This window comes from Paracoccaceae bacterium Fryx2 (assembly GCA_032334235.1).
GTDB lineage: Bacteria > Pseudomonadota > Alphaproteobacteria > Rhodobacterales > Rhodobacteraceae > JAVSGI01.
Genome location: JAVSGI010000005.1, coordinates 3,304,128 through 3,325,610 on the forward strand (window position 1 = coordinate 3,304,128; position 21,483 = coordinate 3,325,610).

The 21,483-nt window shown below is 62.3% G+C and carries 26 protein-coding genes and 1 pseudogene; 1 reads left to right on the forward strand and 26 read right to left on the reverse strand.

Features of this window, described 5'->3' with window-relative positions; genetic code table 11:
• Positions 1-2 precede the first annotated feature (2 nt).
• The 7 genes from RNZ50_25200 to RNZ50_25230 all read right to left on the reverse strand — a co-directional run bounded on the left by RNZ50_25200 (position 3) and on the right by RNZ50_25230 (position 4,108).
• Entirely contained in the window at positions 3-1,247 is a 1,245-nt protein-coding gene (locus RNZ50_25200; GenBank protein MDT8858262.1) for a head decoration protein, read from the reverse strand.
• A complete protein-coding gene (locus RNZ50_25205; GenBank protein ID MDT8858263.1) occupies positions 1,247-1,474 on the reverse strand; it encodes a hypothetical protein in 228 nt (75 codons plus the stop codon). The genes RNZ50_25200 and RNZ50_25205 overlap by 1 nt, the downstream gene beginning before the upstream one ends.
• 4 nt (positions 1,475-1,478) lie before the next feature.
• The gene (locus RNZ50_25210) at positions 1,479-1,841 is read right to left on the reverse strand and encodes a hypothetical protein (protein ID MDT8858264.1); all 363 of its coding nucleotides are present in this window, start codon (positions 1,839-1,841) and stop codon (positions 1,479-1,481) included.
• A 132-nt stretch (positions 1,842-1,973) separates the two neighbouring features.
• Positions 1,974-2,222, reverse strand: a complete 249-nt coding sequence (locus tag RNZ50_25215; GenBank protein MDT8858265.1) for a hypothetical protein — start codon at positions 2,220-2,222, stop codon at positions 1,974-1,976.
• Positions 2,219-3,151, reverse strand: a complete 933-nt coding sequence (locus RNZ50_25220; protein MDT8858266.1) for a TIGR02594 family protein — start codon at positions 3,149-3,151, stop codon at positions 2,219-2,221. Before RNZ50_25220 ends, RNZ50_25215 begins: the two co-directional genes overlap by 4 nt.
• A gap of 112 nt (positions 3,152-3,263) precedes the next feature.
• On the reverse strand, positions 3,264-3,587 hold the full coding sequence (locus RNZ50_25225; protein MDT8858267.1) for a phage holin family protein: 324 nt from the start codon (positions 3,585-3,587) through the stop codon (positions 3,264-3,266).
• A complete protein-coding gene (locus RNZ50_25230; protein ID MDT8858268.1) occupies positions 3,584-4,108 on the reverse strand; it encodes a tail fiber domain-containing protein in 525 nt (174 codons plus the stop codon). The genes RNZ50_25225 and RNZ50_25230 overlap by 4 nt, the downstream gene beginning before the upstream one ends.
• On the opposite strand from RNZ50_25230, the gene RNZ50_25235 reads away from it, so the two are divergent.
• Positions 4,092-4,328: a hypothetical protein gene (locus tag RNZ50_25235; protein MDT8858269.1), complete on the forward strand. Its 237-nt coding sequence runs from the start codon at positions 4,092-4,094 to the stop codon at positions 4,326-4,328. The two genes, RNZ50_25230 and RNZ50_25235, sit on opposite strands and share 17 nt — an antisense overlap.
• Before the next feature lie 12 nt (positions 4,329-4,340).
• Here RNZ50_25235 and RNZ50_25240 read toward each other — a convergent pair whose 3' ends face one another.
• The 19 genes and pseudogenes from RNZ50_25240 to RNZ50_25330 all read right to left on the reverse strand — a co-directional run bounded on the left by RNZ50_25240 (position 4,341) and on the right by RNZ50_25330 (position 21,210).
• Positions 4,341-6,887: a phage tail protein gene (locus RNZ50_25240; protein ID MDT8858270.1), complete on the reverse strand. Its 2,547-nt coding sequence runs from the start codon at positions 6,885-6,887 to the stop codon at positions 4,341-4,343.
• A gap of 14 nt (positions 6,888-6,901) precedes the next feature.
• Positions 6,902-7,309 (reverse strand): hypothetical protein, encoded by a 408-nt coding sequence (locus RNZ50_25245; GenBank protein MDT8858271.1) that lies wholly within the window; start codon positions 7,307-7,309, stop codon positions 6,902-6,904.
• Between the two features lie 3 nt (positions 7,310-7,312).
• Complete coding sequence (locus tag RNZ50_25250; protein MDT8858272.1) at positions 7,313-7,648, reverse strand: hypothetical protein; 336 nt, start codon at positions 7,646-7,648, stop codon at positions 7,313-7,315.
• A 40-nt stretch (positions 7,649-7,688) separates the two neighbouring features.
• Complete coding sequence (locus RNZ50_25255; protein ID MDT8858273.1) at positions 7,689-7,874, reverse strand: hypothetical protein; 186 nt, start codon at positions 7,872-7,874, stop codon at positions 7,689-7,691.
• A gap of 1 nt (position 7,875) precedes the next feature.
• Positions 7,876-8,298, reverse strand: a complete 423-nt coding sequence (locus RNZ50_25260; GenBank protein ID MDT8858274.1) for a hypothetical protein — start codon at positions 8,296-8,298, stop codon at positions 7,876-7,878.
• A 162-nt stretch (positions 8,299-8,460) separates the two neighbouring features.
• The gene (locus RNZ50_25265; GenBank protein MDT8858275.1) at positions 8,461-8,676 is read right to left on the reverse strand and encodes a hypothetical protein; all 216 of its coding nucleotides are present in this window, start codon (positions 8,674-8,676) and stop codon (positions 8,461-8,463) included.
• A gap of 13 nt (positions 8,677-8,689) precedes the next feature.
• Complete coding sequence (locus RNZ50_25270) at positions 8,690-9,196, reverse strand: phage tail tape measure C-terminal domain-containing protein (protein MDT8858276.1); 507 nt, start codon at positions 9,194-9,196, stop codon at positions 8,690-8,692.
• A gap of 1,701 nt (positions 9,197-10,897) precedes the next feature.
• On the reverse strand, positions 10,898-11,092 hold the full coding sequence (locus tag RNZ50_25275) for a hypothetical protein (protein ID MDT8858277.1): 195 nt from the start codon (positions 11,090-11,092) through the stop codon (positions 10,898-10,900).
• Positions 11,093-11,133: 41 nt separating this feature from the next.
• Positions 11,134-11,571: a hypothetical protein gene (locus tag RNZ50_25280; protein MDT8858278.1), complete on the reverse strand. Its 438-nt coding sequence runs from the start codon at positions 11,569-11,571 to the stop codon at positions 11,134-11,136.
• A complete protein-coding gene (locus RNZ50_25285) occupies positions 11,568-12,509 on the reverse strand; it encodes a phage tail tube protein (protein ID MDT8858279.1) in 942 nt (313 codons plus the stop codon). Before RNZ50_25285 ends, RNZ50_25280 begins: the two co-directional genes overlap by 4 nt.
• A gap of 26 nt (positions 12,510-12,535) precedes the next feature.
• Positions 12,536-12,952, reverse strand: a complete 417-nt coding sequence (locus RNZ50_25290) for an acyl-CoA transferase (GenBank protein MDT8858280.1) — start codon at positions 12,950-12,952, stop codon at positions 12,536-12,538.
• A complete protein-coding gene (locus tag RNZ50_25295; GenBank protein MDT8858281.1) occupies positions 12,952-13,581 on the reverse strand; it encodes a DUF6441 family protein in 630 nt (209 codons plus the stop codon). Before RNZ50_25295 ends, RNZ50_25290 begins: the two co-directional genes overlap by 1 nt.
• 320 nt (positions 13,582-13,901) lie before the next feature.
• Positions 13,902-14,926 (reverse strand): annotated as a pseudogene (locus tag RNZ50_25300) (major capsid protein).
• 92 nt (positions 14,927-15,018) lie between these two features.
• The gene (locus RNZ50_25305; protein ID MDT8858282.1) at positions 15,019-15,399 is read right to left on the reverse strand and encodes a head decoration protein; all 381 of its coding nucleotides are present in this window, start codon (positions 15,397-15,399) and stop codon (positions 15,019-15,021) included.
• A 96-nt stretch (positions 15,400-15,495) separates the two neighbouring features.
• Entirely contained in the window at positions 15,496-16,947 is a 1,452-nt protein-coding gene (locus tag RNZ50_25310) for a S49 family peptidase (GenBank protein ID MDT8858283.1), read from the reverse strand.
• Positions 16,947-18,461, reverse strand: coding sequence for a phage portal protein (locus tag RNZ50_25315; GenBank protein MDT8858284.1), 1,515 nt, complete (start codon positions 18,459-18,461; stop codon positions 16,947-16,949). The genes RNZ50_25310 and RNZ50_25315 overlap by 1 nt, the downstream gene beginning before the upstream one ends.
• Positions 18,461-18,670, reverse strand: a complete 210-nt coding sequence (locus RNZ50_25320; protein ID MDT8858285.1) for a hypothetical protein — start codon at positions 18,668-18,670, stop codon at positions 18,461-18,463. Before RNZ50_25320 ends, RNZ50_25315 begins: the two co-directional genes overlap by 1 nt.
• 10 nt (positions 18,671-18,680) lie before the next feature.
• On the reverse strand, positions 18,681-20,723 hold the full coding sequence (locus RNZ50_25325) for a phage terminase large subunit family protein (GenBank protein ID MDT8858286.1): 2,043 nt from the start codon (positions 20,721-20,723) through the stop codon (positions 18,681-18,683).
• Positions 20,671-21,210 carry a hypothetical protein gene (locus tag RNZ50_25330; protein MDT8858287.1) on the reverse strand — a complete coding sequence of 180 codons (540 nt, stop codon included), beginning with the start codon at positions 21,208-21,210 and terminating at the stop codon, positions 20,671-20,673. The genes RNZ50_25325 and RNZ50_25330 overlap by 53 nt, the downstream gene beginning before the upstream one ends.
• Positions 21,211-21,483 lie beyond the last annotated feature (273 nt).

The window sequence follows — 21,483 nt, forward strand, 5'->3', positions numbered from 1 at the left end:
GATCAGAATGTGCCCCCGTCCAGCGCAATGCCGTTGATCGTACCGCCGGTGATGGCGACAGCGTTTGCGGCTTGCGTGGCAAGGCTACCAAGGCCGAGGTTTGCGCGGGACGTCGTCTTGTTGGGCAGGTCTGCGAGGTTTGACGCGGCAGCGAGCTTGCCTGCCAAAGCATTGGTCACGGTGGCCGCAAAATTTGGGTCATCGCCCAAAGACGCTGCCAACTCGTTCAGCGTGTCCAAAGCACCCGGAGCCGCATCAATCAGCGCCCCGATGGCCGCGGCGACAAACCCTGTCGTCGCCAGCTGTGCGGTATTGGTGCCAGAGGCAGCGGTTGGTGCTGTGGGTGTGCCGGTCAGGCCCGGCGAGGCAAGCGGGGCTTTGGCATCAAGCGCTGCCTGAAGACTGGTCACCTGCGAGATCGGATGGCTGTGGGTTGAAGGCGTAAAGCTGGTGGGCTTACCGGTAATGCCCGCCCAAGGCGCAGCGTCGGCCAGTTCGGCCGCATCGACCTTGCCATTGCTGTTGGTGTCATAGGTCGCCGCCAGCATATCGCCGGGGCCAAAGGCGACGATGGCCTGCTGCACAAAGGCCGTGGTTGCGAGCTGGGGTGTGCTGGTTCCGGTGTTGGCGGTCGGTGCGACGGGCACACCTGTCAGGGCAGGCGATGCCAAGGGCGCTTTGGCGTCCAGCGCTGCTTGTAGCCCGTCCACGTTGGCAATGATGTGGTTGTGGCTGTCATCGACCACGGCCGCCGTGAGGGTCACGTTGGCCGCGCCATCAAAGCTGATCGCGCCCGAGAGATCGCCAGCCAATGCAATTGTCCGTGCGGTCGCGAGTTTGCTTGCCGATACGGCATTGGCCGATGCGCCGAGTTTGCCGTCTAGCGCACCCTGCAAGCCCGTCACATCGCCGATGATATGGCCGTGCACAGCTTCGGCCTTGGCGGCAAGCCCCGCATCAAATTGCGATTTGCGCACCAGATCTGTCGCGGTACTGGCGTCTTGGGAGGACTTTGGAACGAGGGTGAAGGTTTTGGAGCCAGCGAGGGTCTGCCCACCGGTCAAGGCAACAAAGGACCCCGCACCCGCAAGGGCCGCGATGGTGGTTGCATTGCCGGTGCCATCGTCCCCTTTGCCAACATAAAGTGTATCATCGACCTCGTTATGGGCAAGCTCGCCCGATTTAAGCGCTGCAGGCGCGCCTGCCACGCCGGAGCCGCGGCGCTTGAGCTGGATTGTATTGGCCATCAGAAAAATCCTCCGTTGATGGGCGCGTCGGTGGGCATAATGGTCACGCCAGGCTCACCCTGATTGCCTTGCGCGCCTTGAGGTCCGCGCAAACCGTCTGGCCCGGGCAGACCCAGCAGGCGGACAGACACCGGCGCTGTGGCCAAGCGCAGGGTGATCGGCGACATGGCCGAGACGCGAATACGAATAGGTCCGGTCTGGAGCCGGAGATCGATCGCGGCGGTCATGGCGTCAAAGTCCCCGCGTCACCGGTTGCTGAACCGGGATTTCCAGCGAGAAGCCAAGCGGGCGCTCCGGGGTGAGATCAATGCGGACAAAATCCACAACCACACTGCCGGGAATGAGGGCAGCCGTCACATCCGCTGCCACCACAATCTCGAGGGTCCGCTCATCGTGACGCAGCACGCTGCCGTTCGCCGTTGATAAGGTGGCAAGGACTGTGCTGTCGGTTACCGTAGAGCGCAGCTGTCCCGTGAAGGTGGCGGATTCAGGAAAAAAATCAGCCTCAGCCTGAAGCTGCAGCCGGTATTCATAGCCGATCAGAATGACCGGACCTTCCTGCGTGGAGACCCCGCCTGTCGACAGACCCATCATGGCCGCCACCCGCAAAGCCGTGCGCCGGTCTCATTATGGGTCAGAATTTGGAGTGCAGTGCCATCCGTCAGCTGATCGGCGCGCGAGGGCAGGATGGGCATGGCCCAATCGCAATCGGCGGGGGTGCGCAGATCAATCCCGCATCCAGCGAGCAAGACGGCGCTTGCGCTCAGCGTCAGGTAAAACCTCAAGCTCATGGCGGATGTCCTTTGCAAGGGTGAGAGAGCGAATGCGGGCCTCTGCCTGTTTGACGGCAAGATGCGCGCGCGCTTCCGCCCGACCTCGGGCGAAGGCAATCCAAAGGGCGGAGATCGCAATTGCCGCCAGCGCCAGACCCAAGCGCAGCCGGGTCCCCAAACGGAGCATTGTGCCTAGGATCATGGCGTTTTCCCCAACCGGTGATCCTCGATCCGGGCGGCACGGGATTTAACCGCAAAGACGATGATGGCGAGAAAGATCAAGGCGCCAAGGATCGGTAACACCATGGCTGCATGTGCCCCAAGCCCGACCAGATCGAGGACCCTTGTTGCCAGATCACGTCCGTCTTCGGCCTGCGACACCAGGGGGGCGATCTCGCCCAAAACCATCCCGGTAGAGCCCACAGCCCCAAGCGCAATCTGCACATTGGCGGCGGTGACAATGCGCGAGGCGTTGGGCTGCCCGAGGGCTCGCTCAGGGCTGACCGCGCGCGGCTTTGCTGTCTCCAAGGCAGCGATAAAAGCGGCGTCAATCACCGGCTCCAGCGGCAGGCCGTGGTCAGCGCGAAAGGCCAGAACAGCGCCCCTGGTGCGACTGCCCATCACACCATCAGCCGCGCCCACTTCATGATAGCCAAGATCGCGCAACATCGATTGCACTGCCTTGATCGGGGGTGGACGACGTGATCCAGCGGCTGGCGCGCGGCGAAGGCCGATCAGCTTTGAGACCGGATAGCGCTGCACGCTGACCGCATCACCCTGATTGCCGCCCAAGGCAAACAGCCACTTGCCTTCAACACAGTCGATAAAAAAGACATGGCCCTGCCAGGCCGAGGTGCCACGCGGGATGATGCCAATATCGCCCGGACGCACTGCGGCGAGATCCACGGCCTCACCCCAGTCCAGATAAGAGCGCGCGGTCAGTTTGCGGGTGGAGCGGATCCCTGATTTCTCAAGGCAATGCCCCACAAAGGCCGCACACCAGGCCACGTCGTCATGCTCGACCCAATCTTGGCCTATGGTGGCGTACATCTCAATGATCTTGGGGTTGTTTGCGGCCCCCGGTCCTTCTGTGGTGCCGATGTAGCTTCGGGCGATTTCAAAAGCGGTCATGTCGTTGTCCCATGCAAAAGGAAACGCCGCCCGAGGTTGGGCGGCGCTTAGGGTGTTGGTGTTTGTGCAAAAATGCCAGAACACGCGCCGGAGCACGTGCCAGAACGGGCAATTACTTCTTGCGGCCCAGCCAGGACGCCAGCAGCGCCTCAGCCCCGCGGGGCCCAAGATAGGCCAGCGTTGCCACAAAGCCTGTCGAGACGGGTTGCGCGAGGCCGATGTAATTCGCTGCAGCCTCACCAATCAGCGCCATACCAACGGCAACGGGAATTTCCCAGAGGAGCTCCTTGCCAAAAAAGCGGCGCCGTCCGAGTTTCACCTCGCCCGAATGCCACATCAGACGTCCGGTCAGCGCACCGATCAGGGTGGTGACAGCGCCGCCAAACATGGAATTGATCAGATCAATAAATCCACCGTCAAAACCACCATCATTCATCGGCGTGCCTCCTCTAATGCCGCAACACGCGCGGTCAGTTCCTTGACGGCCTCGATGAGAAGGCCTGTGATATTGCCATAAGCGACAGACAGTTGCCCTGCCTGATCTGCCCGCACGACCTCAGGCAGAACCGTTTCTACCTCTTGCGCCACCACGCCGATCTGGCGGGTTCCATCCATGGTGAACCGCACGCCACGCAGCGCGCAAACCAGCGCCAGCGCATCTGGGATGATCATAATGTCAGATTTCAGCCGTGCATCTGACGAGGATACGAAGTTTGGCGCGGTGACCACCCCGGTGAAGGTCGCGCCAGCAAGGTTGGCCTTGCCTGCAATCGTGGCGTCATACTCCACTGCGGCTTTGGTCGCCATTGTGCCAAGCCCGAGGTTTCCCCGCGCCAGCGCCGTATTTGCCAACCCTGCCAAATTGCCCGCTGCATCCAAAAGCGCGTCCCAGCCTGTGTTCGTCGCATTGCGCCGCCGCAGCACCGGCGGGGATGCAGAGGTGTCGACCCAGAGCATGCCCGCAACGGCTGCGGTCGGTGCCGACGCCCCGGCGCTGGTGGATTGTAAGGCGGCGATCACCTCGTTGATCCGGGCCCGAACGGCGGCTCCGGCGTCGTTGGTGATTGCAAAACTCGATGTCTGGGGCATTCAGGGCTTTCCGTTCTGTATCAAGTCTTCTTGCGGGGTTTCGCGTTGGGGGCGCAGCCCACAGGCCGCGAAAGCGCGCGCGTTGTGAACGCAAAGCCCCTCAGGCGACCTCATCGGCATAAAGCCGCAGTTGGGAGACGATGGGCGTGTAGGACGCATCCTTGGTGGAGAGATAGGCCCGGGCCTCAACGGCGCGGGCTTCGATTTCATGGTTGTCGAGCCGACCCCAAGGGCCCCAGGTGGGGCTGCTGTTTGGGTCGTCATCAGTTTCGCGGATCTCGAACAGCACGTCGATTTCAGCCCCGGCCGCGCCGTCAAAGTCGGCCCAGCTGTCCATCAGTGCTGTGCGCGCATCGATCCGGTCGTTCAGCGCCAGGGCCGCAACACCAATCTCTGAGCGCAGGCGCACGCGTTTGACGGCCCCAAGATCGAGCCCGGCGGCAAAACCGTATTGCCCCTCCATTGCCGTGACCTGCGTGACCCCGCCAGTTGTTGCGGTCGTCAGTGTCAGGTTTGAACCCACAACCTGCAGACCCGTCTTTGCGCCCACGAACCCCGGATCGGCCTGCAGATAGGCCAAGGTTGAGAACGCAAGCACTTGTGCACCCTTGGTGGACACTCGGGTTTCCGGACCCGCTCTGCCGCCACTGTCCTCTGCCCGAATGAGGTATGTCCCAGGCTTCAGCGGCACCACTGCAATAGCCTCACCGCCGCCCACCCGGTCCATCGAATAGCTGTCCGACCAAGTCGCCGTGACTTCTTTCGAATGGCGGATCACGATATTGCCGCCAACCCGCACATCAGGATCAACGGAGCGGGCCCATTTCAGGATGGCAAGACCACCGGCGGTCTGCAGCGTCACGCTGCCCAGCCCGGCTGGGGGTGCTGTCAGGCCCAGAATTTCGACTGAAGCGCCTTGCCAGACCGACGATACGCCCAGCACCGAGACCGCTTTCACCCGGAATTGCCACGCGCCCGGCGCTATATCGCGGATCTCAAGGCTGGTGCCATCGGTGCGGCCATAATCCAGCCAATCACCGCCTGCACTCTGCCGTGCCTGCAATTGATAGCCAGCAACAAAGCCCGAAGGGGCGGCCTCCCAGGCAACGCGCGCGAGAACCTTCAACCCGCCACCATCGCGGGTGACATAGAGATCCTCTGTAACTGTGGGCGGCCCCGGCGCTGGAATATCATAAGCATTTGGCAGCGCCGTGCGCGGGGCGGCCGCATATATCTGTGCCTCGCTTGCCGACCAGTCGTACACCAGCGGCGAGGTTTCGCGCAGGACCAGTTCTGGCAGCAGCAGTGCCGCATCACCCGAGGCCGCAAGATCAAGACTGACGCCCTGCACTTCAAACGGTTTGGCAGCAAAGCCCCAATGGGCGTAGGACAGTGTCACCACATCACCGACTGTGGCCGCCCAAGCGGACAGCTTGCCCGACAGCCGTACCGTCATCTGACGCCGCGCACGCTCCAGCTCGATCTTGGCCAGCCGCTGCGCCATCGCAGCAGAGATGGTAAAAGGCAGCGAGATATCGCGCCATTTCTGCTCTCCGCCGTCCTCCGCCAAATAGGCCGCACTGGCATAGGCCGGAAAGTCGTCGGGCTGCCAGTCATTCTCTGGGGAAACGAACTGTCCGCGCACCCCGTTGAAGTTTGATGACATCGTCACGCGCGTGGCCAAGGTCAGACCAGCCTCGCGAACATGATCTGCAGTCAGCGCCACGGACGGTGCGCGCCACGCCCCTGCATGAATGCGCCAAGACCCGCCCGAGAAAGCGCAGCGCCCGGCGAAGGATGTCAGCAACCCCTCGATAACGGTTTTGGGAACCTCGGAGAGCGTGATGACACCGTTGCAGGCATAGCGCTGCTCCACCCCACCCCCTGCGAGTGCCACCGGCTCGTCGCAGATATTGGCCGCCTCAATCAGGGCCATCTCGTCAATGCCGTCCGGCTGCCCAACCCGCACCCCGATGCCCCAAGTGGTGTTTGCCATATAATCGGCCAAGCAAAGTGCGGGGTTTTCGCAATAAACGGACGCTTGGATGCGCGGATCCCAGACATCGTTCTTGCCCTCAACATCAACTGTGATGTTTGGAATGCCGCCCGGGTAGGCGTCTTGGTCATAGGTCAGCCGCAGATGGATGGCAGCGCAGCCCCGCAAGCGATGGTTCTCGGTCCACTTGTCGGGCAGTGCTGCTTTCAGCCCCGCAAACGCGGTCTGGTTGGCATCGCCCAGCTTCTTCTCGATGCTGACTTTGCCCGCCCAGCGACCTTGCGCAGCCCCCGCAGCATTCAGCGCGACCTCGCCTTCAAAATAAACAGCCCCGATGGATTTAACCCGGTGTGTGGCCAGCACGATCACCAAATCAAGGACTGCGTTGTCAGATCCCGAGGAATGCAGGAATACGATAACCCCGCCCTTGCGGGTGCGGCCGTACACCAGATCGCGCGGTACCACGGGTTCGCGGATAGTCACCGTGCGGTTTTGCAGCGTCGTCTGCGGCTTTGGCATCAAAGCCTGTGCTGCATAAGACAACAGCAGCGTGCCACCGATGCGGATCAGGGCCGCGCCAATGCCGCCTGCGGCCAATACTCCACTGATCGCCCCCGCTACGGCGACGACGGCTGAGACGATGAAGGGCATGGGGTTATCCCGTGTTATGTTGGCCAGGCAAGCCGGCAAGACGTTAAAGCTGCAAAAGAAAGCCCCTCTGGCGTGATGCCAACGGCTGTGGCGCCAATCACCACACCAAAACCAAGGCCTGTGTCCGCCAGCACAATGTCACCCCGCTGGGCCAGCAGCGGTGTCTCGCGCGGTGCACCGAGCAGTGCGAGCCCCATGTCTTCCAGCGAGCCCCAGCCAAGACGGCGCATGACGCGCGCGCTGCCAAGCGCAGTGCTGTAGCGTCCGCGCCAGAGGGCGGCCATATCCTCACCGTCCGTGAGCAGGCTTCGGATCCCAAAAGCAAATGTTGCGCAGTCGTGAACGCCCCAAACGAAGGGTTTTACACGTGCGACGTCGATTGCCTCTGTGAGGTGGCGTTCCCAATTGTCGATGCGGGCCATGGTCTATCCTCGTCCCCAGGTAATCTCGCGGTCTTGAATGGCGGTGACATATTCAAAGCCAAGATCGCCCGGATATAGCACCTGCTGGCTTTCATGGGTGTAGCGCCAGGTTCGCGCCACGGTCAGGTCGATCAACCGGCTCTCATAGCTGATGGTAATCGTGCAGCTGTCAGCATCATCCTTGATTTCTGGCACATCAAGACGGCCCGAGAAGGCCTGCACCGGGTCGGCGATAACCTGACCTGTTTCAGACAAAAGCCCAAGCCAGATCCGGCCTGGCAAACCCTGACGCGCTTCCTCAATCGCCATTTGAACCAAATCAAGCGGTACGCCAGACAACGAGACCACCGTGCCACCCGCCACGACCTCGCCGGTTTCATCAAGAGAACCGATGCCCAGAAGCGACCCCGCGCCAGCCCAAGTTTGGCCGTTCCAGCACGATCTCGCCCAGCCCCGACCAAATCCGCACCCAGCCCGTGGCGAATTGGCCCTCGAAGAAGATCACCGGGCGAAGGTGTTGCTCCGCCAGTGCCGCAGCAAAAGCGGCGGTTACATCTCGGCTCATGTCAGAGCGCCTCTCGGGCTGAGATCGTAAACCGGTGCTGATCCGCCCGGCCAATGACCGTCGGCACCGGCGCCGTTAGCCGAAGAAGAACGGATGGGGCATTCAGGCCGATCGGCGTGCCAACCTGAACGGTGCTGCGCAGGGAGGGCACAAACATGATCTCCGCCTCGCTACCAACCGGCGTCACATCCGCCGTCAGTTGATAAAGCCGTGTTGTCGCGTCCAATCCCAACTGGAAAAAATCCCCTGCGCGCAAACCAAGTCCCCAGCCCGCGGTGTGCAGCGTTGTGCCTCCCGCCGCCTGCGTCTCGGTGACATAAGGATTGCCCAGCCCCGGCCAGCACTTCAATCGTTGGGTCAGGAAACAAAAACCGCCCCCGCAAACCGCCCAAAGCGGCAAAGAACGCAGACAGGCTGCGGCCATTGGCACCTTGCGTTACCGCCATCTCAATCTGGTACTCCCACCATGATGCGCCCCAGTCTTGGATTTGCGACGTGCCGGTAAAGGGTGAGCGTGCCTCGGCCACGGAGGTAACCAGACGCCGTTCAAGTGCGGACACCAGCACCAGTGGCAACACTGCAATTGTCATATCGCCTGACCCCGTCGCCGCCCATCCGCGACGCTTTGCTTGGCGATGCGCGCGATTTCAGGAAGTGCCGCGCGCAGGCGGGCCTCAATCTGTTCGGCCACGCCAATTTGTGCGCCGCGCGCGTCAATTGAGATCGACATGTTTGGTGCCGCCCCGCCTGCGCCATAGCCCGCTGCCTGCCTGCGGCTTAACACCCGCTCGCCGCGCTGCAAGATTGCGGGCACCTCATCGGGTTTCAGACCCGCCCAGCCTCCAGCATGCATGCGCGGTGCTGCGGCAAAGGCCAGCGCTGGAACCCTGCGGCTGGTTCCGCCAGTCCCGACCATGCCGCCTGCATGCAAAACCGAGCCAAATATATCTCCACCCCCAAACGACCCCCGACAGCGCGTTGGCGATGGGGCCCAGAACCGCGCGCTTGAACGCCAGCGTGGCCAGGTCAGCAAGGATGGAAGACACCAAGGACTTGAAGTCGAACTTGCCAGTGGTGATAAATTGCTTGAACGCAGTTTCCGCTGATTGAAAGCCGCTGACCAAAGTGCTGCCAAGGCCCTTGCCCCAGTCCATTGCCTGCTTGGAATAGTCCGCCAAGGATTGTGAGACGGCCGCCCAGCCGGTTTTGGCCACTTCGGCGGCAGCTCTTGACCGCCCCACCTGCAGAGTTGGCCGCGTTTGTGGCAACGTCCAAGGCCTCCGCAACGCCTGAGGCCGACGCCTGTGCCTCATCAAGCGCATCAGCCCCCGCAGCACCACTGCCGCTTACGGCATCTTTGAGCGCCTGCCAACTTGCAAGCGGCGCTGTGGCCCCTGCGGCAAGATCGCTCGCGGCCTGGCGGTAGCTGTTCGCGGTCGCAAGCGCGTCAGTGGCAAGGCCGCTCAGACCAAGATCAGGGGCGGTCAGGGGATTTTTGGCAAAGGCGCGCTGAAACGCTTCAGCCGCCGCCGTGCCCGCCTCGGCTGAGGCCCCGGCAAAGGGGTTTGCAATATCGCCAAGGCTGATCTCGCCAATCTGACCAAAGGCTGTCTCGATCCCAACAGCTGCCAGCGCATCCCGGATTTTGCCGGTAAAAGCATCAATTTGCCCGAGGGCCCCATTCAGCATCGCCTCAATGCCGTCGAGCATGCGGTTCGCCGCTGTGAACACCAGATCGCCAATCACGCTGGGCAGGCGCGACCAGATTTCTTTCACGGCCAAAAGAGCGCCTTCAAAGGTATTGGCTGTCGCATTGCCAAACCCCACCACGCTTTCAATTGCGGACGCCATGCCCATGGCCGCATCCGCTTTCAGATCGTAGAACATCGCGGTGGCCGCGGCCCCGGCCGAGCTGGCCGCCATTTTGATCCGGCCCCAGACCTCGACCGCGACGTCGTTCAAAAGGCCCATCGCGGCGCCAAAGCCGCCAGCACCCGCAACAAGCCGGGTGAACCAATAGACCAACTCACCAGCGCCCACGATCAGCGCGCCAACGCCGGTGCGGATCAGCGCGCCCCGCACGATGACAAGGGCTGTGGCAAGCCCGCGCACCGACAGCGCCGCTATCGCCATTGCGGCAACCCAGCGCCCGGCAAAGAAGGCCGCAAAGGTTGCAGCATAAGCGCCAAGCCGTCCCAGATTGTCGAAAACACCCGCAATCGCTTGGCCCAGCGGTCCCGTGGTTTTGGACACCGCCGCCAGTGCGTTGGCCACCGCTTCAAGGGCTGGTGCCGCTGCCACCGCCAGCTGGTTTGATACACCCCGCCAGATCAGCCCGAGGCGTGACAGCGCATCATTGGTGCGCTCAATCTGGTCTGCGTCCTGCTCGGAGACAACAATGCCAAAATCAGTCACGTCAGCGGTGGCTTGGCGCAGCGTGGCGGTATCGATGCGCGTAAACACGAGGGCTGCGCGGTCGCCAAAGAGCTGTGACGCAACCGCCGCGCGCTCGGCCTCGGGCACAAACTCCGCCAGCCGGTCCTGGATCAAGGCAATACGCTGATCAAGCGGCAGGCTTTGCAGCGCGCTGACTGACAGACCAAGGCGGTCAAGCGCTTCGACGGCAGGGCCAGCACCTGCCGCTGCCTGGCTCAGACGCCTTGTCAGCTGCACCGTGGCCTGCTCAACATTGCCCATCGAGACGCCAGAGAGATCAGCGGCCCGGTCCAGCACTTGCAGGCTTTCCACCGTGGTGCCCAGAGATTGCGCCATTTTGGCCTGCGCATCGACGGTTTGCAGGCCAGAGCGGATCATGGCCACCCCCGCCACCACTGTGGCCGCAGCCATAACGCCCGCGGCAAGGGCCGCCCGGCGCGATAAGGCCGCAAGCCGCGCATTGGCCAGATCCATCTCGCGGGACAAACGCCCAAAGCCACGCGTGCCCGCATCGCCCACACCTTCCAGTTCAGCGCGCACTTGCCGCCCGCCGCTGGCCGAGAGGCGCACAGAGACCCGTTTTTCGGTCATAGCCCTTGTTCCATCCTCTCGTTAAGTTTCTGAACCATCACCGCCTCAACGGGCGGTAACATCTCGGCCACAGCCAGCGGCGAAAGCCCAAGCGCAGAGGCCAGCGCAAAGGCCGCCGCCATGTCCCAGCCAATCACCGCATTGCCTGACGCCCCTTGCACCAAACGCAGCTGGCCGCCCAAGCGCTGCACCAGGTCCCAAACCTGCCAGCCTTCATAAGTCTGCGGTGCGTTTACGCGGCTGGGGCAGTCGAGGCAGTCTTGCTCACAGGCGGCGCAATAGGCGTCACCCCCGCCGAAGGACCACTCGGCAAGGGCGCAAAGCCGTTTTTTTCCGCATCAATCAACAGGCCTTTGGCAACATATTGGGTCTGAAACGCTTCAAACACCGGCCAAAGATCCAGCAGGGCATCAATGGCAGCCTCCGAAGGTGCAAGTGGCACGCCGTCCGCATCGCCCACCCCCTCCCAATCGAGAATGGCCAAGCGGGCCAGCGCTTTGGCAAAGGCCACCGCGCGTTCATCATCACTGGCACCAGTGGCAAGGTCTTGGATCGCAGGGTCCGCGCGCGCGGCCACCATCAGCGAGGTGGTCAGCGGGCGCAGCTGCAAACGCAGGCCTGCGATGAGATCAAGCCACTTCGGCCCGTTGGAAAGGTTGAGTTCTATCATGCATAGCTCGCGACTGAGTTGGTGAGGACAATGGTGCAAAGACGTGCAGGCGTTGTCCCCTTCGCCGCCTGCCAATCAAACGAGGCCTGAATGCCCTGCGGCCCTTGGATCTCGATCCGAGGCCGGGGCAGATAGACCGCATGGGCCGTAAAGCTGAGGCTGGCACTGGCCCCAAGGCTGTAGCTGAACTCCAACTCGCAAGGTGCGCCGTCAATGGCTTGGGTCACCAGCGCGCTGTCAGCAAAGCGCACATCAATCTTGCCCGTCAAAGCCGCCATCGCCGGATCCGCCCCATCGATCTTGCCATCTGCGCGGATGGTCTCCACCCGCTCAAGGTTGTTGGCATAGCTAATCTCTGCCGAGACCACATGGCCAAGGGCGGTGCCATTGCGCTTGATGGAGCCGTTAAAGTGGCCAAAGCGCTGCAGCGCGATTGCGGCTGGCGTGCCCGCACCTGAGACTGTGGCAATCGTCTCGCCCTGCGCGATGATCTTGGCCGTTGCTGTCAACAGCCCCGAGCGCTGCATGGTCCAGCTCAGTTGATCCAGCATGCAGCCCGAATACATCGCATAGCGTGGCACTTCCGGCATGCCGATTTCCACCGAGAAGCTCGGCAGCGCCCAAGACCCTGAGGTGAAGGTGTGGGTTTTTGGCGTGGTGCCGCTGGTGACGGGCGCGCCAAAGGTGGCCTTGAGCCAAAACCCGAACGCCTCGATATCAATCGGCACCGAGACATCACCGTCCGCCGTCACCGCATCTTTGATCGGGGCCAGCGGGTCGCGACCATAGCCCAAAAGGTCCGAGGCCAGCAGCGGTTGCTCAGCCCCCAGCGAGGTGCTGGCAAAGGGCATCAGCTTGAACCCCGTGGTCGGGGCGGTGCCATACGTCGTCTCAAAGGCAAGCGCCATCTGCGCCCGCGCGCCTTGCGCTCGTGCCATGGTAGTCTCCTCATTATGGTGGGGTGTCAGGCCAGAGGGCCGGTGGTGGTGTAATGCAGGACGATGGTGATCACCGCCGCCTTGAGGCTTGCCGCGCCCTCGACGGGCAGATCGACCGGGCGCGGCGCTTCCGCCTCAACCCAATCGCAGAGGCCACCAAGCGTGTGGTCGCCAGAGATCACAGCGCCAATCTGGCCGCAGAGCGTGGCAAAAGCCGCATCTCGGGCCACACCCTGCACGATAATCTCCAGCTCCGCGCGATGCTGGAAGTGATATAAAAGCGGCGACAGCGTCACCGCCGGATCGCCCGGATCGCCATCACGCAAGATTATGAGGCCAGAAGTTGGCACGCGTTCCGGCAGGACCTCGCCGCGCAGAACCGGGACAAACGGGATCAGCCGCAAGAGATCCGCAAGGGCGGTTAGAATGGTTTCACGTGTCATTAGACCTTGCCCTCAACCCAGTTCGCTACAATCAACCCTGGCACGCGGTCCACGGCCCGCTCGGCATCCCGCGCCAGATCAAGGCGTTTTGTGAGCTTCACTTGGGGCACCAACAAAAAGATCGGCATGGTCGCCACATTGCGCCCGGTCTTTGACTTTGACGCAACACCCAACCCACGGCTGTTCAACCGCCCTTCAGCCACCAGCAAACTGGGTCCCCGCCTGCGATAGACAAACCGCAACTTCAGACCTTGCCTGCGTTCCCATTCCCCGGGTGTGATGCGCCCGCCACGGGCTGATTTGCCCGCGGCCGCTGTCGGGATCGCCAGCCAAAACCCGTCCTTGGACCGGATCAACGGTCCGGTGTCATGCGCGCGCAGGATCACCGGCGCTTGCGACCACACCAAGGCGGCCGCACTTAGGCTGTCACCAGATTTTGGGTAAGTTTGGCTACGGATCGAGTTGGCAAGCCGCCGCCCAAGCCCCGCACCAGTGATCTGAGCACGCCAAGCGGTCTTCAGACCTGTACCCGCCTCACGCATGGCGGTTGAGACAGCCTTTTCGCCTGCTTTGATCTCGGCCGCCATCGCCGCGATCAGATCAGGCGCAAGATCGAGTTTGATCTTCATGCTGGGGCCGCCTCAATGGTCCAGATCAGCCGGTCCCGGTCGCGCACGGCTTCCCCTTGGATCAGAAACGTCTCACCCCCGATCTGGATTTGCTCTTGCGGGCGGGGATTGGGCAGTTCTGATACGCGCACATCAAAGCGGAAGGTCTCTGACCAGAGCCTTGCGGCCCCAAACTGCGTAATGCTGTCGGCACTGCGCGTAATGATGCGGAGCTTGGTGAACTGTCCCTCGCAATCACGATACCAAGCTTCCTGGACAAGGTTTGGGATCCGCAAAAAGCAGATCCAGGGCCATTGCAAATGCGTGCATATCAAACGGCCTTAGGTTGAACTTGTCAGTCGGATTGCCATGCGCGGCCGCTTGTTGACCGGCAGGATCGAGCTTTCCGTCATCAGATCAATCCAGCGGCCTTTTTCATCGAGATGCTGGCGGGCATAGAGGGGCAGACCGATGGTGTTGGCCGCTTCCAAGCAGATTGGCTGGCCCGCCATAGGTGGTGAAGGTGTCAAACGTGCCCAAGGGAAAGGCAATGCCGTCGCCCGCCGGGATCAACCGTTCGGCCGTCCCATTCGAGAGGGTGACAGAGCCGTTGTACTCTTCAAAAAGCACGCCCGCGAAGGGAAACGCGCGGCGCATGTCTTCGCGCAGGGGCTGCCCGCCCGTTGCGGAGAAGAACTTGTAGGCTTCTTCGGTTTTGGGATGGCTGATCAGCTTGTCAAAGAACTCCGAGCTGACCAGCGCATGCGCGGTGGTCATGGTCTCGCCCAAAAGGTTGTCCTCAATCGCGCGCAACACGGAGCGGACCTTTCCCTGCACGTTTGTGCCCGCAGTGCCAAAGATAAAGTCGATGGCGAGTTGCTCAAGGCCAAACTCGGTGAAGTAATTGTAAAGCGTGGTGCCAGCACCATCCTTCACAATGCCGCGCAGCGCGTTCATCTCCATATATTCGCGGGTCTGGGCATGCTTGCGGCGCATCAGCTGCAGCTTGCGGTTCATCACCTCAACCAGCGGGTCGGCTGCGTCCGAGGCGCCGAGTGCGGGCATGGCCCTGAATATCCGAGGGCAGGATCACATCATCATGTGGGATCCAAGGCAGCGCAAAGCTGCGCATGGAGCGGGCCTCGCGATTGCCGACGGTGGCAGGGGCACCGAGGGGGACCGAGGGCAGGAGGCTCAACACGCCTTGATGCTGTTCGATCACGATGGCGCGTTGCGAGACACCCTCAAAGCGAAAGAGGCCGATCTGGCCAAGGCGGGTGTAAAGATTGGGCAGGATGTTGATCGCCTGCGTCATCTCGGCGAGCGAATAGCCGCCTGCGTCAAACGGGTTACGGGTGAGGGTCATAGGAAACTCCGGCAAAAAGGGTGGGGATAGCCTTGGTTTGGGGATCATGGGCAGCGAAGCCGCCCGGCTGATGCGCCGTTGCGCGATCTGCTTTAAGCGGTATTGCGCGCAATGATGCCAAGGGCAGCGAGTTGGCCGTGCTTGGTCGCGGTTTTGGCGGCATCATCGACGGTGGTGTCAAAGACGAGGGCGGCTTTGGAGACGATGGCGGGGCCGCGCATGATCACCACGCCGATGGCATCGGCACCGGTGGCATCGACCGGGTAGAGCAGCATGGCGGCAGCTGTTTGCGCGCCATCCGTGCCGCCCGAAGTTGCCAGCTTATATTTGCCACTCGCGGTGATGCGGCCAAGCACAGCGCCGACGGTATAGGTGGTGCCCGCAAGAAGTGTCACGCTCTCGCGGGTGAAGTTCGGGTTGACCTCATATTTGAGAACATCGCCCATGGTGGATGGCTGGCGGAGCACGGTCATATCGGGGATCCTTGTGAACTGGTTGCAAAAAGAAATCCCCCGCCGGGGAGGAGCGGCGGGGGATCAGGGGGCAGGGTTTGAGGGATGAAAGGGTTTTCAGCCCTTTGCACCTGCAGAGGCCGCGCGTTTTGCGGCGGCGACGATGGGGCTTTCTGCACTTTTGGGGATGACCGGCGATGGCGGCGCTGCCACGATATCGCGGGCATCCGCCGCAGCGCTGGCGCGTTCCAGAACCATGCGGCGCAAGGCTTCGGGGGCCGTGCCTTCGCGCAGGGCCTTTGCGGCGTCTATTGCAATACCAAGCCGTCCCGCTTGTGCTGCGATTTCAGTAATGTCTGCCGCTTCAAGGCGAAGCTGGGCGGAAAGTTCGGCCCGCAGGGATGTCTGAAGGGCGGAGATGGGGTCAGCTTTTGGGGAGTTTGAAGCTGCGGGAGGGGCTGCGAGCGATTGGGAAACAAGGGCTGTAGTGGGCGGCGCTTGGGGATCCGTGCCGCCATTTGTGGCAATATCACTCTGCGATTGGCTATCTTGAGCTTCATCGGTGACGGGTTCGGTCTGTGGCAAGGTGTCGTTGCGCATGAGAGGATCCTTTCGGGATTGAATTTGGGCCGTGGTGGCCATGCGGGATGAGACGGATGCGCGGATCGGAGACAAGCTTTGCCGAAAACTGGCAAACCCACGCGCAAGATCAATGACTTCGTCGGCAAGACCCGCCGCCACAGCCTCAGCGCCGCGAAAGCTGGCAGCCTCAGTGGCGAGTGCTACCGCTTGGCTAAGTCGCGCGCCGCGTCCCGCGGCCACCGTTTCCGCAAAGAGAAACCGCAGCACATCGATTTCGCGCTGGATGTCGTCTCGGATATCAGCGGGCAGGGGCGTGTAGGGATTGGCATCGACCTTGTGCGATCCTGCGTGGATCAGCGTGACGCGCACCCCGTCTTGATCCAGCTGTCCGCTGAGATCGGCGTGCATCACCACAACACCGATGCTGCCCACCGCCCCTGTGCGCGGCAGTAAGATGCGGTCGGCCTGGCTGGCCAGCGCATAACCTGCAGAGAAGGCGTGTTCTGCCACAAAAGCCCAGACCGGTTTGCTAGCGCGAACCGCACGAATGCGATCTGCTAGGTCAAAAACACCCGCAACTTCGCCACCAAAGCTATCAATTTCCAATGCAAGGCCGCGCACGGACGGGTCGTTTGCAGCCGCCTCGATCTGGGCTGCGATCCCTTCATAGCTGGTCTGGCCCGAGGACTGTCCGATCCAGCCCCCACGATGGATAAGCACGCCAGAAATTTCAATCACAGCGATGCCATCCACCACCGCGTAGGGGGCCTCACCATGCTGGCGGTAATCGTCCAGCATCCCACCGATAAGGATGCTGGCGCGCGCTGGCGGGACGCCGGTGCTTTCCAAGCCGCCGTTTCCGTCACCAATCTCGACCCGGCGCCCAAGGATACGTGGCCCAAGGCCGGAAAGAAACGCCATGGCTTTGGAGGGCTCAACCAGCAGCGGGGTGTTGAAGGCGCGCGCGGCAATGCGGGCATGCAGCATCAGGTCTGGTCCTCAGGCTTGCGCGAAGGGTCTTGCGCGTCATCGGTTTCATCTGTTGGGTCATTATCGTCTTCTTCTTCCCCATTCTCTGTTGGGCCCGACAAAGCCTGCACACCTTGCGCGGGCGATCCGGGGCGGCGGAAGTCGAGGCCGAGCAATCGCTCGCGGCGGCGTTCGGCGGCGATTTCGCGGTCGACCTGTTCCGCGTCATAGCCACGCTCGGCGATGGCTTGGGTGCGGGATTTGAGCCCTGCCTCGATCTGGGCAATCTCGGCATTGGCATCCTTCAGGGGATCAACCCAATCCCATTTGGTGGGGAGCCAGTTGGCCGCAAGGAACTGCGACCGGTTGGCCTCATAGCCGGGCAGAACCAATGCGCCCGATAGCACGGCAGCGTCCATCCAGCGCGCATAGACGGGACGGCACAGTTGAAAGACCATCACCGAGTGCTGCCAGGCCGAAACGCGACGCCGAAATTCGATAAGGGCTAGTCGCGAGTTCGAAAAGTTCCCCTTCACCATGTCATTGGTCAGATAAGGATAAGGAATGCCCAGCGCCGAGGCGACCTGCAGCAGCGTGCGGTATTGGAACGGCTCGTAGGTTGCCCCTGAATCCGCAGGCTGGCCCACGGTCACATCCTCGCCCGGATCCAGCCGCACGACCTGGCCGGGGCTGATCTCGAAGCCACCCAACATGTCGTCATCCTCGGACGGCAGCAGGGGGTTTTCCGGGGCGGGGGAAGTGACAAACATCGCATACATTGCCGCCACCTTTTTGCGGTCCAGCTCGGCATCGTCGTATTGATCGAGCAAAAACAGCTTCACGATGGCCGGTGCCAGCTTTGACACTCCGCGCAATTGACCCGCTTCCACCGGATCGATCACATGGATGACCTCGCTTGCTGGAACCCGCACCATTTCGCCCGCCAGCCCCGGATCAGTACTGTCGCCGGGGTGCCGCCGGAGGAAGTGATAGGCCACGCGCCGCCCAACCCGGTCGAACTCGATCCCCTGACGGACGGCATTCCCATTTGCAGCCATTCCCGTTTGGTGCAGTGGCAGCATCTCGGCGGGCAACATTTGCAATTGCAGGGGCACGGAGAGCCCATCGTTTGCGCGGCGTGGCCTGATCCTGACGAAAACCTCACCGGCCAGAAACACCTCACGTGCCGCGCGCCGCTGCAGCCCGTAGAAATCGGTCAGACCTTCGCTGTCTGCTTCATCGGTCCAGGCCAGCCAAAGGCGTTGCAGCTCTTCCTTGCGCGCTGCGTCCGCGATTTGCGAGATCGGTTTGATCCCATCGCCCACGGTATTGGCAGCCCAGCTTTCAACAGCATTGGCCGCATAGCCATTGTTGCGCACCAACCAGCGGGCGCGAGCGGTGATATCAGGTCCTGACGCCGCAATCAGCGCATTCACATGGGCGCGCGTTGCTCGAAACCCGCGCAGACGGCGATGATGCTGGCCTGCATCAAAGCCACCGACAAAAGCACCGAGGCGCTGCCGCCAGTTCATCACAGGTCCTTTACGGCATGGGGGCGAGAGATCCGCCCGGCGCCGCGCTCGGCCTTTGCAATGCGCCGTTCTATGTCGAAGATGGCAGCCGCTAATTCAGCATCAGTGCCATAGGTCAGGGTTTTGCCATCATAGCTTACAGAGCGCGTGCCGCTATACCGGGCCGCGAGCAACGCGCTGTGGCGGGATTTGAGATCATCGAGGGTCATTGGGGATCCATCATTCCATGTATTTGGGCGTGCTTACCCGCCAACCGCGCTTGCGCGGGGCGGCAATCCGCCCGGCCTGAGGCTCGGACGGTGTTTCAGTGTCGGCTTTGGCTGCAACCGTGGTCGTTTCAACTCCGGCTTGTTTTTCGAGTTGTCGCCACATCCGCTCATCGAAGCGGTCGGCCCCTAGGATCCAGACGGCGGCACGGGCATAAACCCGAGTATCCAGCGCCTCGTTGCGTTCGCGCATCTTTTGCCATTCCTGGCGTGCATAGCCCCGCTTGTTACGGATCGTGACCAGTTGCTCGGCCACCAGCTGTTTCAGCCATTCGCTGTCTGCCCAGTCTGGCAGGTGGATCGTGCCCGCAGGATTTGGCGCGCCACTGGCACGGTCTACATCGCTCGGCCGCTCCAGCCGCAGATAGCGATAGGTCTCCGCCTTGAAAGTGGCGGTGGCCACCGTCCAGAGACGCGCGCCCCGCTTGAGCTTTCGACCGTTTACTGTCGCATCAACAAAGGTTGGCCCCGAGACTGGCGTTGTTCGGTTGAAGCCTTCCATGCCTTTGACGGGGGCCACCTGTGCGATGCCTTGGGTGCGGGCCCAAGCGTAGACGGCTGCCGTTTCATACCCTGTGTCGATGGCCAGCTTCGCCAGGGGCATGACAGCGCCGTGTTCATGAACCCATGTCTGGCCAAGAAGGGCCGTCAGCTTGTCCCAGCAGGCAGGATCATCCGGCCCGCCAGGAATGACGATGTGATCGACAAGCCAGCTTTCCAAACCACGGCCCCAGGCCCAGACATCGACCTCGATGCGGTCCTTCTGCACGTCCGCCCCAGCGGTCAGGAACAGTCCTCGCGCTGGGATTTGGGCCACGAACGTCTCGCGGCGATCAGCAAGGCGCTGCCATTCCGGTGCATCGCCGCTTTCAACCCATGTCTCGCCCAGCAGGGTGTTGCGCGCAGCGCGCAGCATCTCTTCCGAGCCTTGGGCCGCCAGCCACTCGCGCGCGATCTGCTGCCAGCTCTTCCAGCCCAAAGGCGAATAGAGCGCGGAGATATGGAAGCCGATGGAATGCGGGTCGGACGACACGGCCGTTGCGCGCCATTCGCCGCGCTCCAGCATCTGCGTCTTGTGGTGCTCGGCGATGGGCTTCTCACAACCCTCGCAATGATAGGCGGCGGTGTCGGGTCGCCCTTTGTCCCAGCGCAGGCGCTCAAACTGCAGCCATTGCATCGCCCCGCAACGTGGGCAGGGCACGAAGTAGCGCCGCTGGTCTGATGCCTCATACTCGCGCTCGATCCGGCTGATGCCCCGGATGGTCGGGGTGGAAACCATGAACACCTTGCGCCGGTGCGAGAATGTCGTGGTCCGGGCTTCGGCCAGCGTGACCGGATCGCCTTCCTCATCGGCAGAGGCTGGATAGGCGTCAACCTCGTCCAGAAAGATATAGCGCGCGGGCATTGAGCGCAGGCCGGTGGCAGAGTTCGCCCCGGTCAGCACCAGGATGCCACCTTGAAATTCCTTCGACAGCATCGAGTTTCCCGCGTCGCGTGACCGGGCCGGATTGACCAGCGCACGCAGCACCGGGCTTTCCGAGATCAAGGGGTCCAATCGCCCGCGCGAGGTGCGTTTTGCCATCTCCACCGTCGGCAGCACCGCCAGCATCGGGCCCGGCGCGTGGTGGATCACGAAGCCGATCCAGTTGTTGCCAGCCTCCGTCGCGCCAACCTGCGCTGCTTTCATGAAGCTGATCCGTTGCGCCGGATGGCGGGGCGACAGGGCATCCATGATTTCGCGCAAATAGGGCGCCCGCGCGGTACGATACCGCCCCGGCTCGGCCGCGCCGCGCGACGACAGCCAGCGATGTGCATCCGCCCATTCCGATACCGTCAGGTCAGGATCCGGGCGCATGCCTTTGCGCCAGCTGCGCAAGATATCCTCGGCCCCATCAAACCCAAGGTCGAGGTCTGCGGTCAGGTCATCGCTGGCGGTGCTGTCGTTATCCGAGGCTGACCCTGAGATCGGCGAGGGCTTCGAGGTGCTGTCTGACATGGGCTTCCAGCACCCTCTGCAGGATCGCGGCCTCGATTGTCACCGGTTTGGCCGTTTGTTTCTCCACCTCTGCCGCCACTTCGGCGGCCATTAATGCCGCCACCCTGCTGGGCCAGGTGATCCATGTGTCGCGTTCTTGACGCGCCAACCGGAACACCAGCGCTTCGGCGCGGGCGCGGTCGACCAGCGTACCCTTCTTCTTCTGGATGCCAAGTTGCTTGTCCTGCGCCTGGTAGACGGTCAGCGCGGTGCGGGCCTTCAGGTATGACGAGCTGTCGGCGGGGCCGCTGAAACTGCTATCGCCGCCGCCAGTGCTGCGCCGCTGCTGGTCGGGGTCGGTCATGTCGGCCCGCCGTACATCGGACGCCGCCGCGTTGATCGACCCGTCGCTGTAGACCACCAAGCGGCTGGCCTTGCGTGCCTTCTGGATCGCCCCGCGCGACAGGCCGGTATGAGCGGAATACTCGCGTTCTGACATACCTTCCATGGCGATTTCATTAACCTCAAGATATTGTAATTAAACGAAAATAACGACCTTATTCAGTTGATTACACTCCTCGATAGAGCGATTCATGGTGCAAGGCAAACGGGTGCATCGCACCCCTTAAATGAGGATCGGAGACCACCATGCGCGCACAGGAAAAGATGGGACACAGCTCGATGAGCGACGGATGGCGGGACCACACCAGCCCCGCGCAAGAGCGGGTGAACTGGGTGATGGACGAAGTCATGTCGGGGCGGATGAGCCAGGAAGGCGGAA

What these genes read in the sequence shown, in the direction of transcription:
- RNZ50_25200 (MDT8858262.1), bottom strand. Translation starts at nt 1,247, where the DNA reads ATGGCCAATACAATCCAGCTCAAGCGCCGCGGCTCCGGCGTGGCAGGC.
- RNZ50_25205 (MDT8858263.1), bottom strand. Translation starts at nt 1,474, where the DNA reads ATGACCGCCGCGATCGATCTCCGGCTCCAGACCGGACCTATTCGTATT.
- RNZ50_25210 (MDT8858264.1), bottom strand. Translation starts at nt 1,841, where the DNA reads ATGATGGGTCTGTCGACAGGCGGGGTCTCCACGCAGGAAGGTCCGGTC.
- RNZ50_25215 (MDT8858265.1), bottom strand. Translation starts at nt 2,222, where the DNA reads ATGATCCTAGGCACAATGCTCCGTTTGGGGACCCGGCTGCGCTTGGGT.
- RNZ50_25220 (MDT8858266.1), bottom strand. Translation starts at nt 3,151, where the DNA reads ATGACCGCTTTTGAAATCGCCCGAAGCTACATCGGCACCACAGAAGGA.
- RNZ50_25225 (MDT8858267.1), bottom strand. Translation starts at nt 3,587, where the DNA reads ATGAATGATGGTGGTTTTGACGGTGGATTTATTGATCTGATCAATTCC.
- RNZ50_25230 (MDT8858268.1), bottom strand. Translation starts at nt 4,108, where the DNA reads ATGCTCTGGGTCGACACCTCTGCATCCCCGCCGGTGCTGCGGCGGCGC.
- RNZ50_25240 (MDT8858270.1), bottom strand. Translation starts at nt 6,887, where the DNA reads ATGCCCTTCATCGTCTCAGCCGTCGTCGCCGTAGCGGGGGCGATCAGT.
- RNZ50_25245 (MDT8858271.1), bottom strand. Translation starts at nt 7,309, where the DNA reads ATGGCCCGCATCGACAATTGGGAACGCCACCTCACAGAGGCAATCGAC.
- RNZ50_25255 (MDT8858273.1), bottom strand. Translation starts at nt 7,874, where the DNA reads ATGAGCCGAGATGTAACCGCCGCTTTTGCTGCGGCACTGGCGGAGCAA.
- RNZ50_25260 (MDT8858274.1), bottom strand. Translation starts at nt 8,298, where the DNA reads ATGGCCGCAGCCTGTCTGCGTTCTTTGCCGCTTTGGGCGGTTTGCGGG.
- RNZ50_25270 (MDT8858276.1), bottom strand. Translation starts at nt 9,196, where the DNA reads ATGCGCTTGATGAGGCACAGGCGTCGGCCTCAGGCGTTGCGGAGGCCT.
- RNZ50_25280 (MDT8858278.1), bottom strand. Translation starts at nt 11,571, where the DNA reads ATGATAGAACTCAACCTTTCCAACGGGCCGAAGTGGCTTGATCTCATC.
- RNZ50_25285 (MDT8858279.1), bottom strand. Translation starts at nt 12,509, where the DNA reads ATGGCACGAGCGCAAGGCGCGCGGGCGCAGATGGCGCTTGCCTTTGAG.
- RNZ50_25290 (MDT8858280.1), bottom strand. Translation starts at nt 12,952, where the DNA reads ATGACACGTGAAACCATTCTAACCGCCCTTGCGGATCTCTTGCGGCTG.
- RNZ50_25295 (MDT8858281.1), bottom strand. Translation starts at nt 13,581, where the DNA reads ATGAAGATCAAACTCGATCTTGCGCCTGATCTGATCGCGGCGATGGCG.
- RNZ50_25305 (MDT8858282.1), bottom strand. Translation starts at nt 15,399, where the DNA reads ATGACCGTGCTCCGCCAGCCATCCACCATGGGCGATGTTCTCAAATAT.
- RNZ50_25310 (MDT8858283.1), bottom strand. Translation starts at nt 16,947, where the DNA reads ATGCTGCATGCCCGCATTGCCGCGCGCGCCTTCAACACCCCGCTGCTG.
- RNZ50_25315 (MDT8858284.1), bottom strand. Translation starts at nt 18,461, where the DNA reads ATGAACTGGCGGCAGCGCCTCGGTGCTTTTGTCGGTGGCTTTGATGCA.
- RNZ50_25320 (MDT8858285.1), bottom strand. Translation starts at nt 18,670, where the DNA reads ATGACCCTCGATGATCTCAAATCCCGCCACAGCGCGTTGCTCGCGGCC.
- RNZ50_25325 (MDT8858286.1), bottom strand. Translation starts at nt 20,723, where the DNA reads ATGTCAGACAGCACCTCGAAGCCCTCGCCGATCTCAGGGTCAGCCTCG.
- RNZ50_25330 (MDT8858287.1), bottom strand. Translation starts at nt 21,210, where the DNA reads ATGGAAGGTATGTCAGAACGCGAGTATTCCGCTCATACCGGCCTGTCG.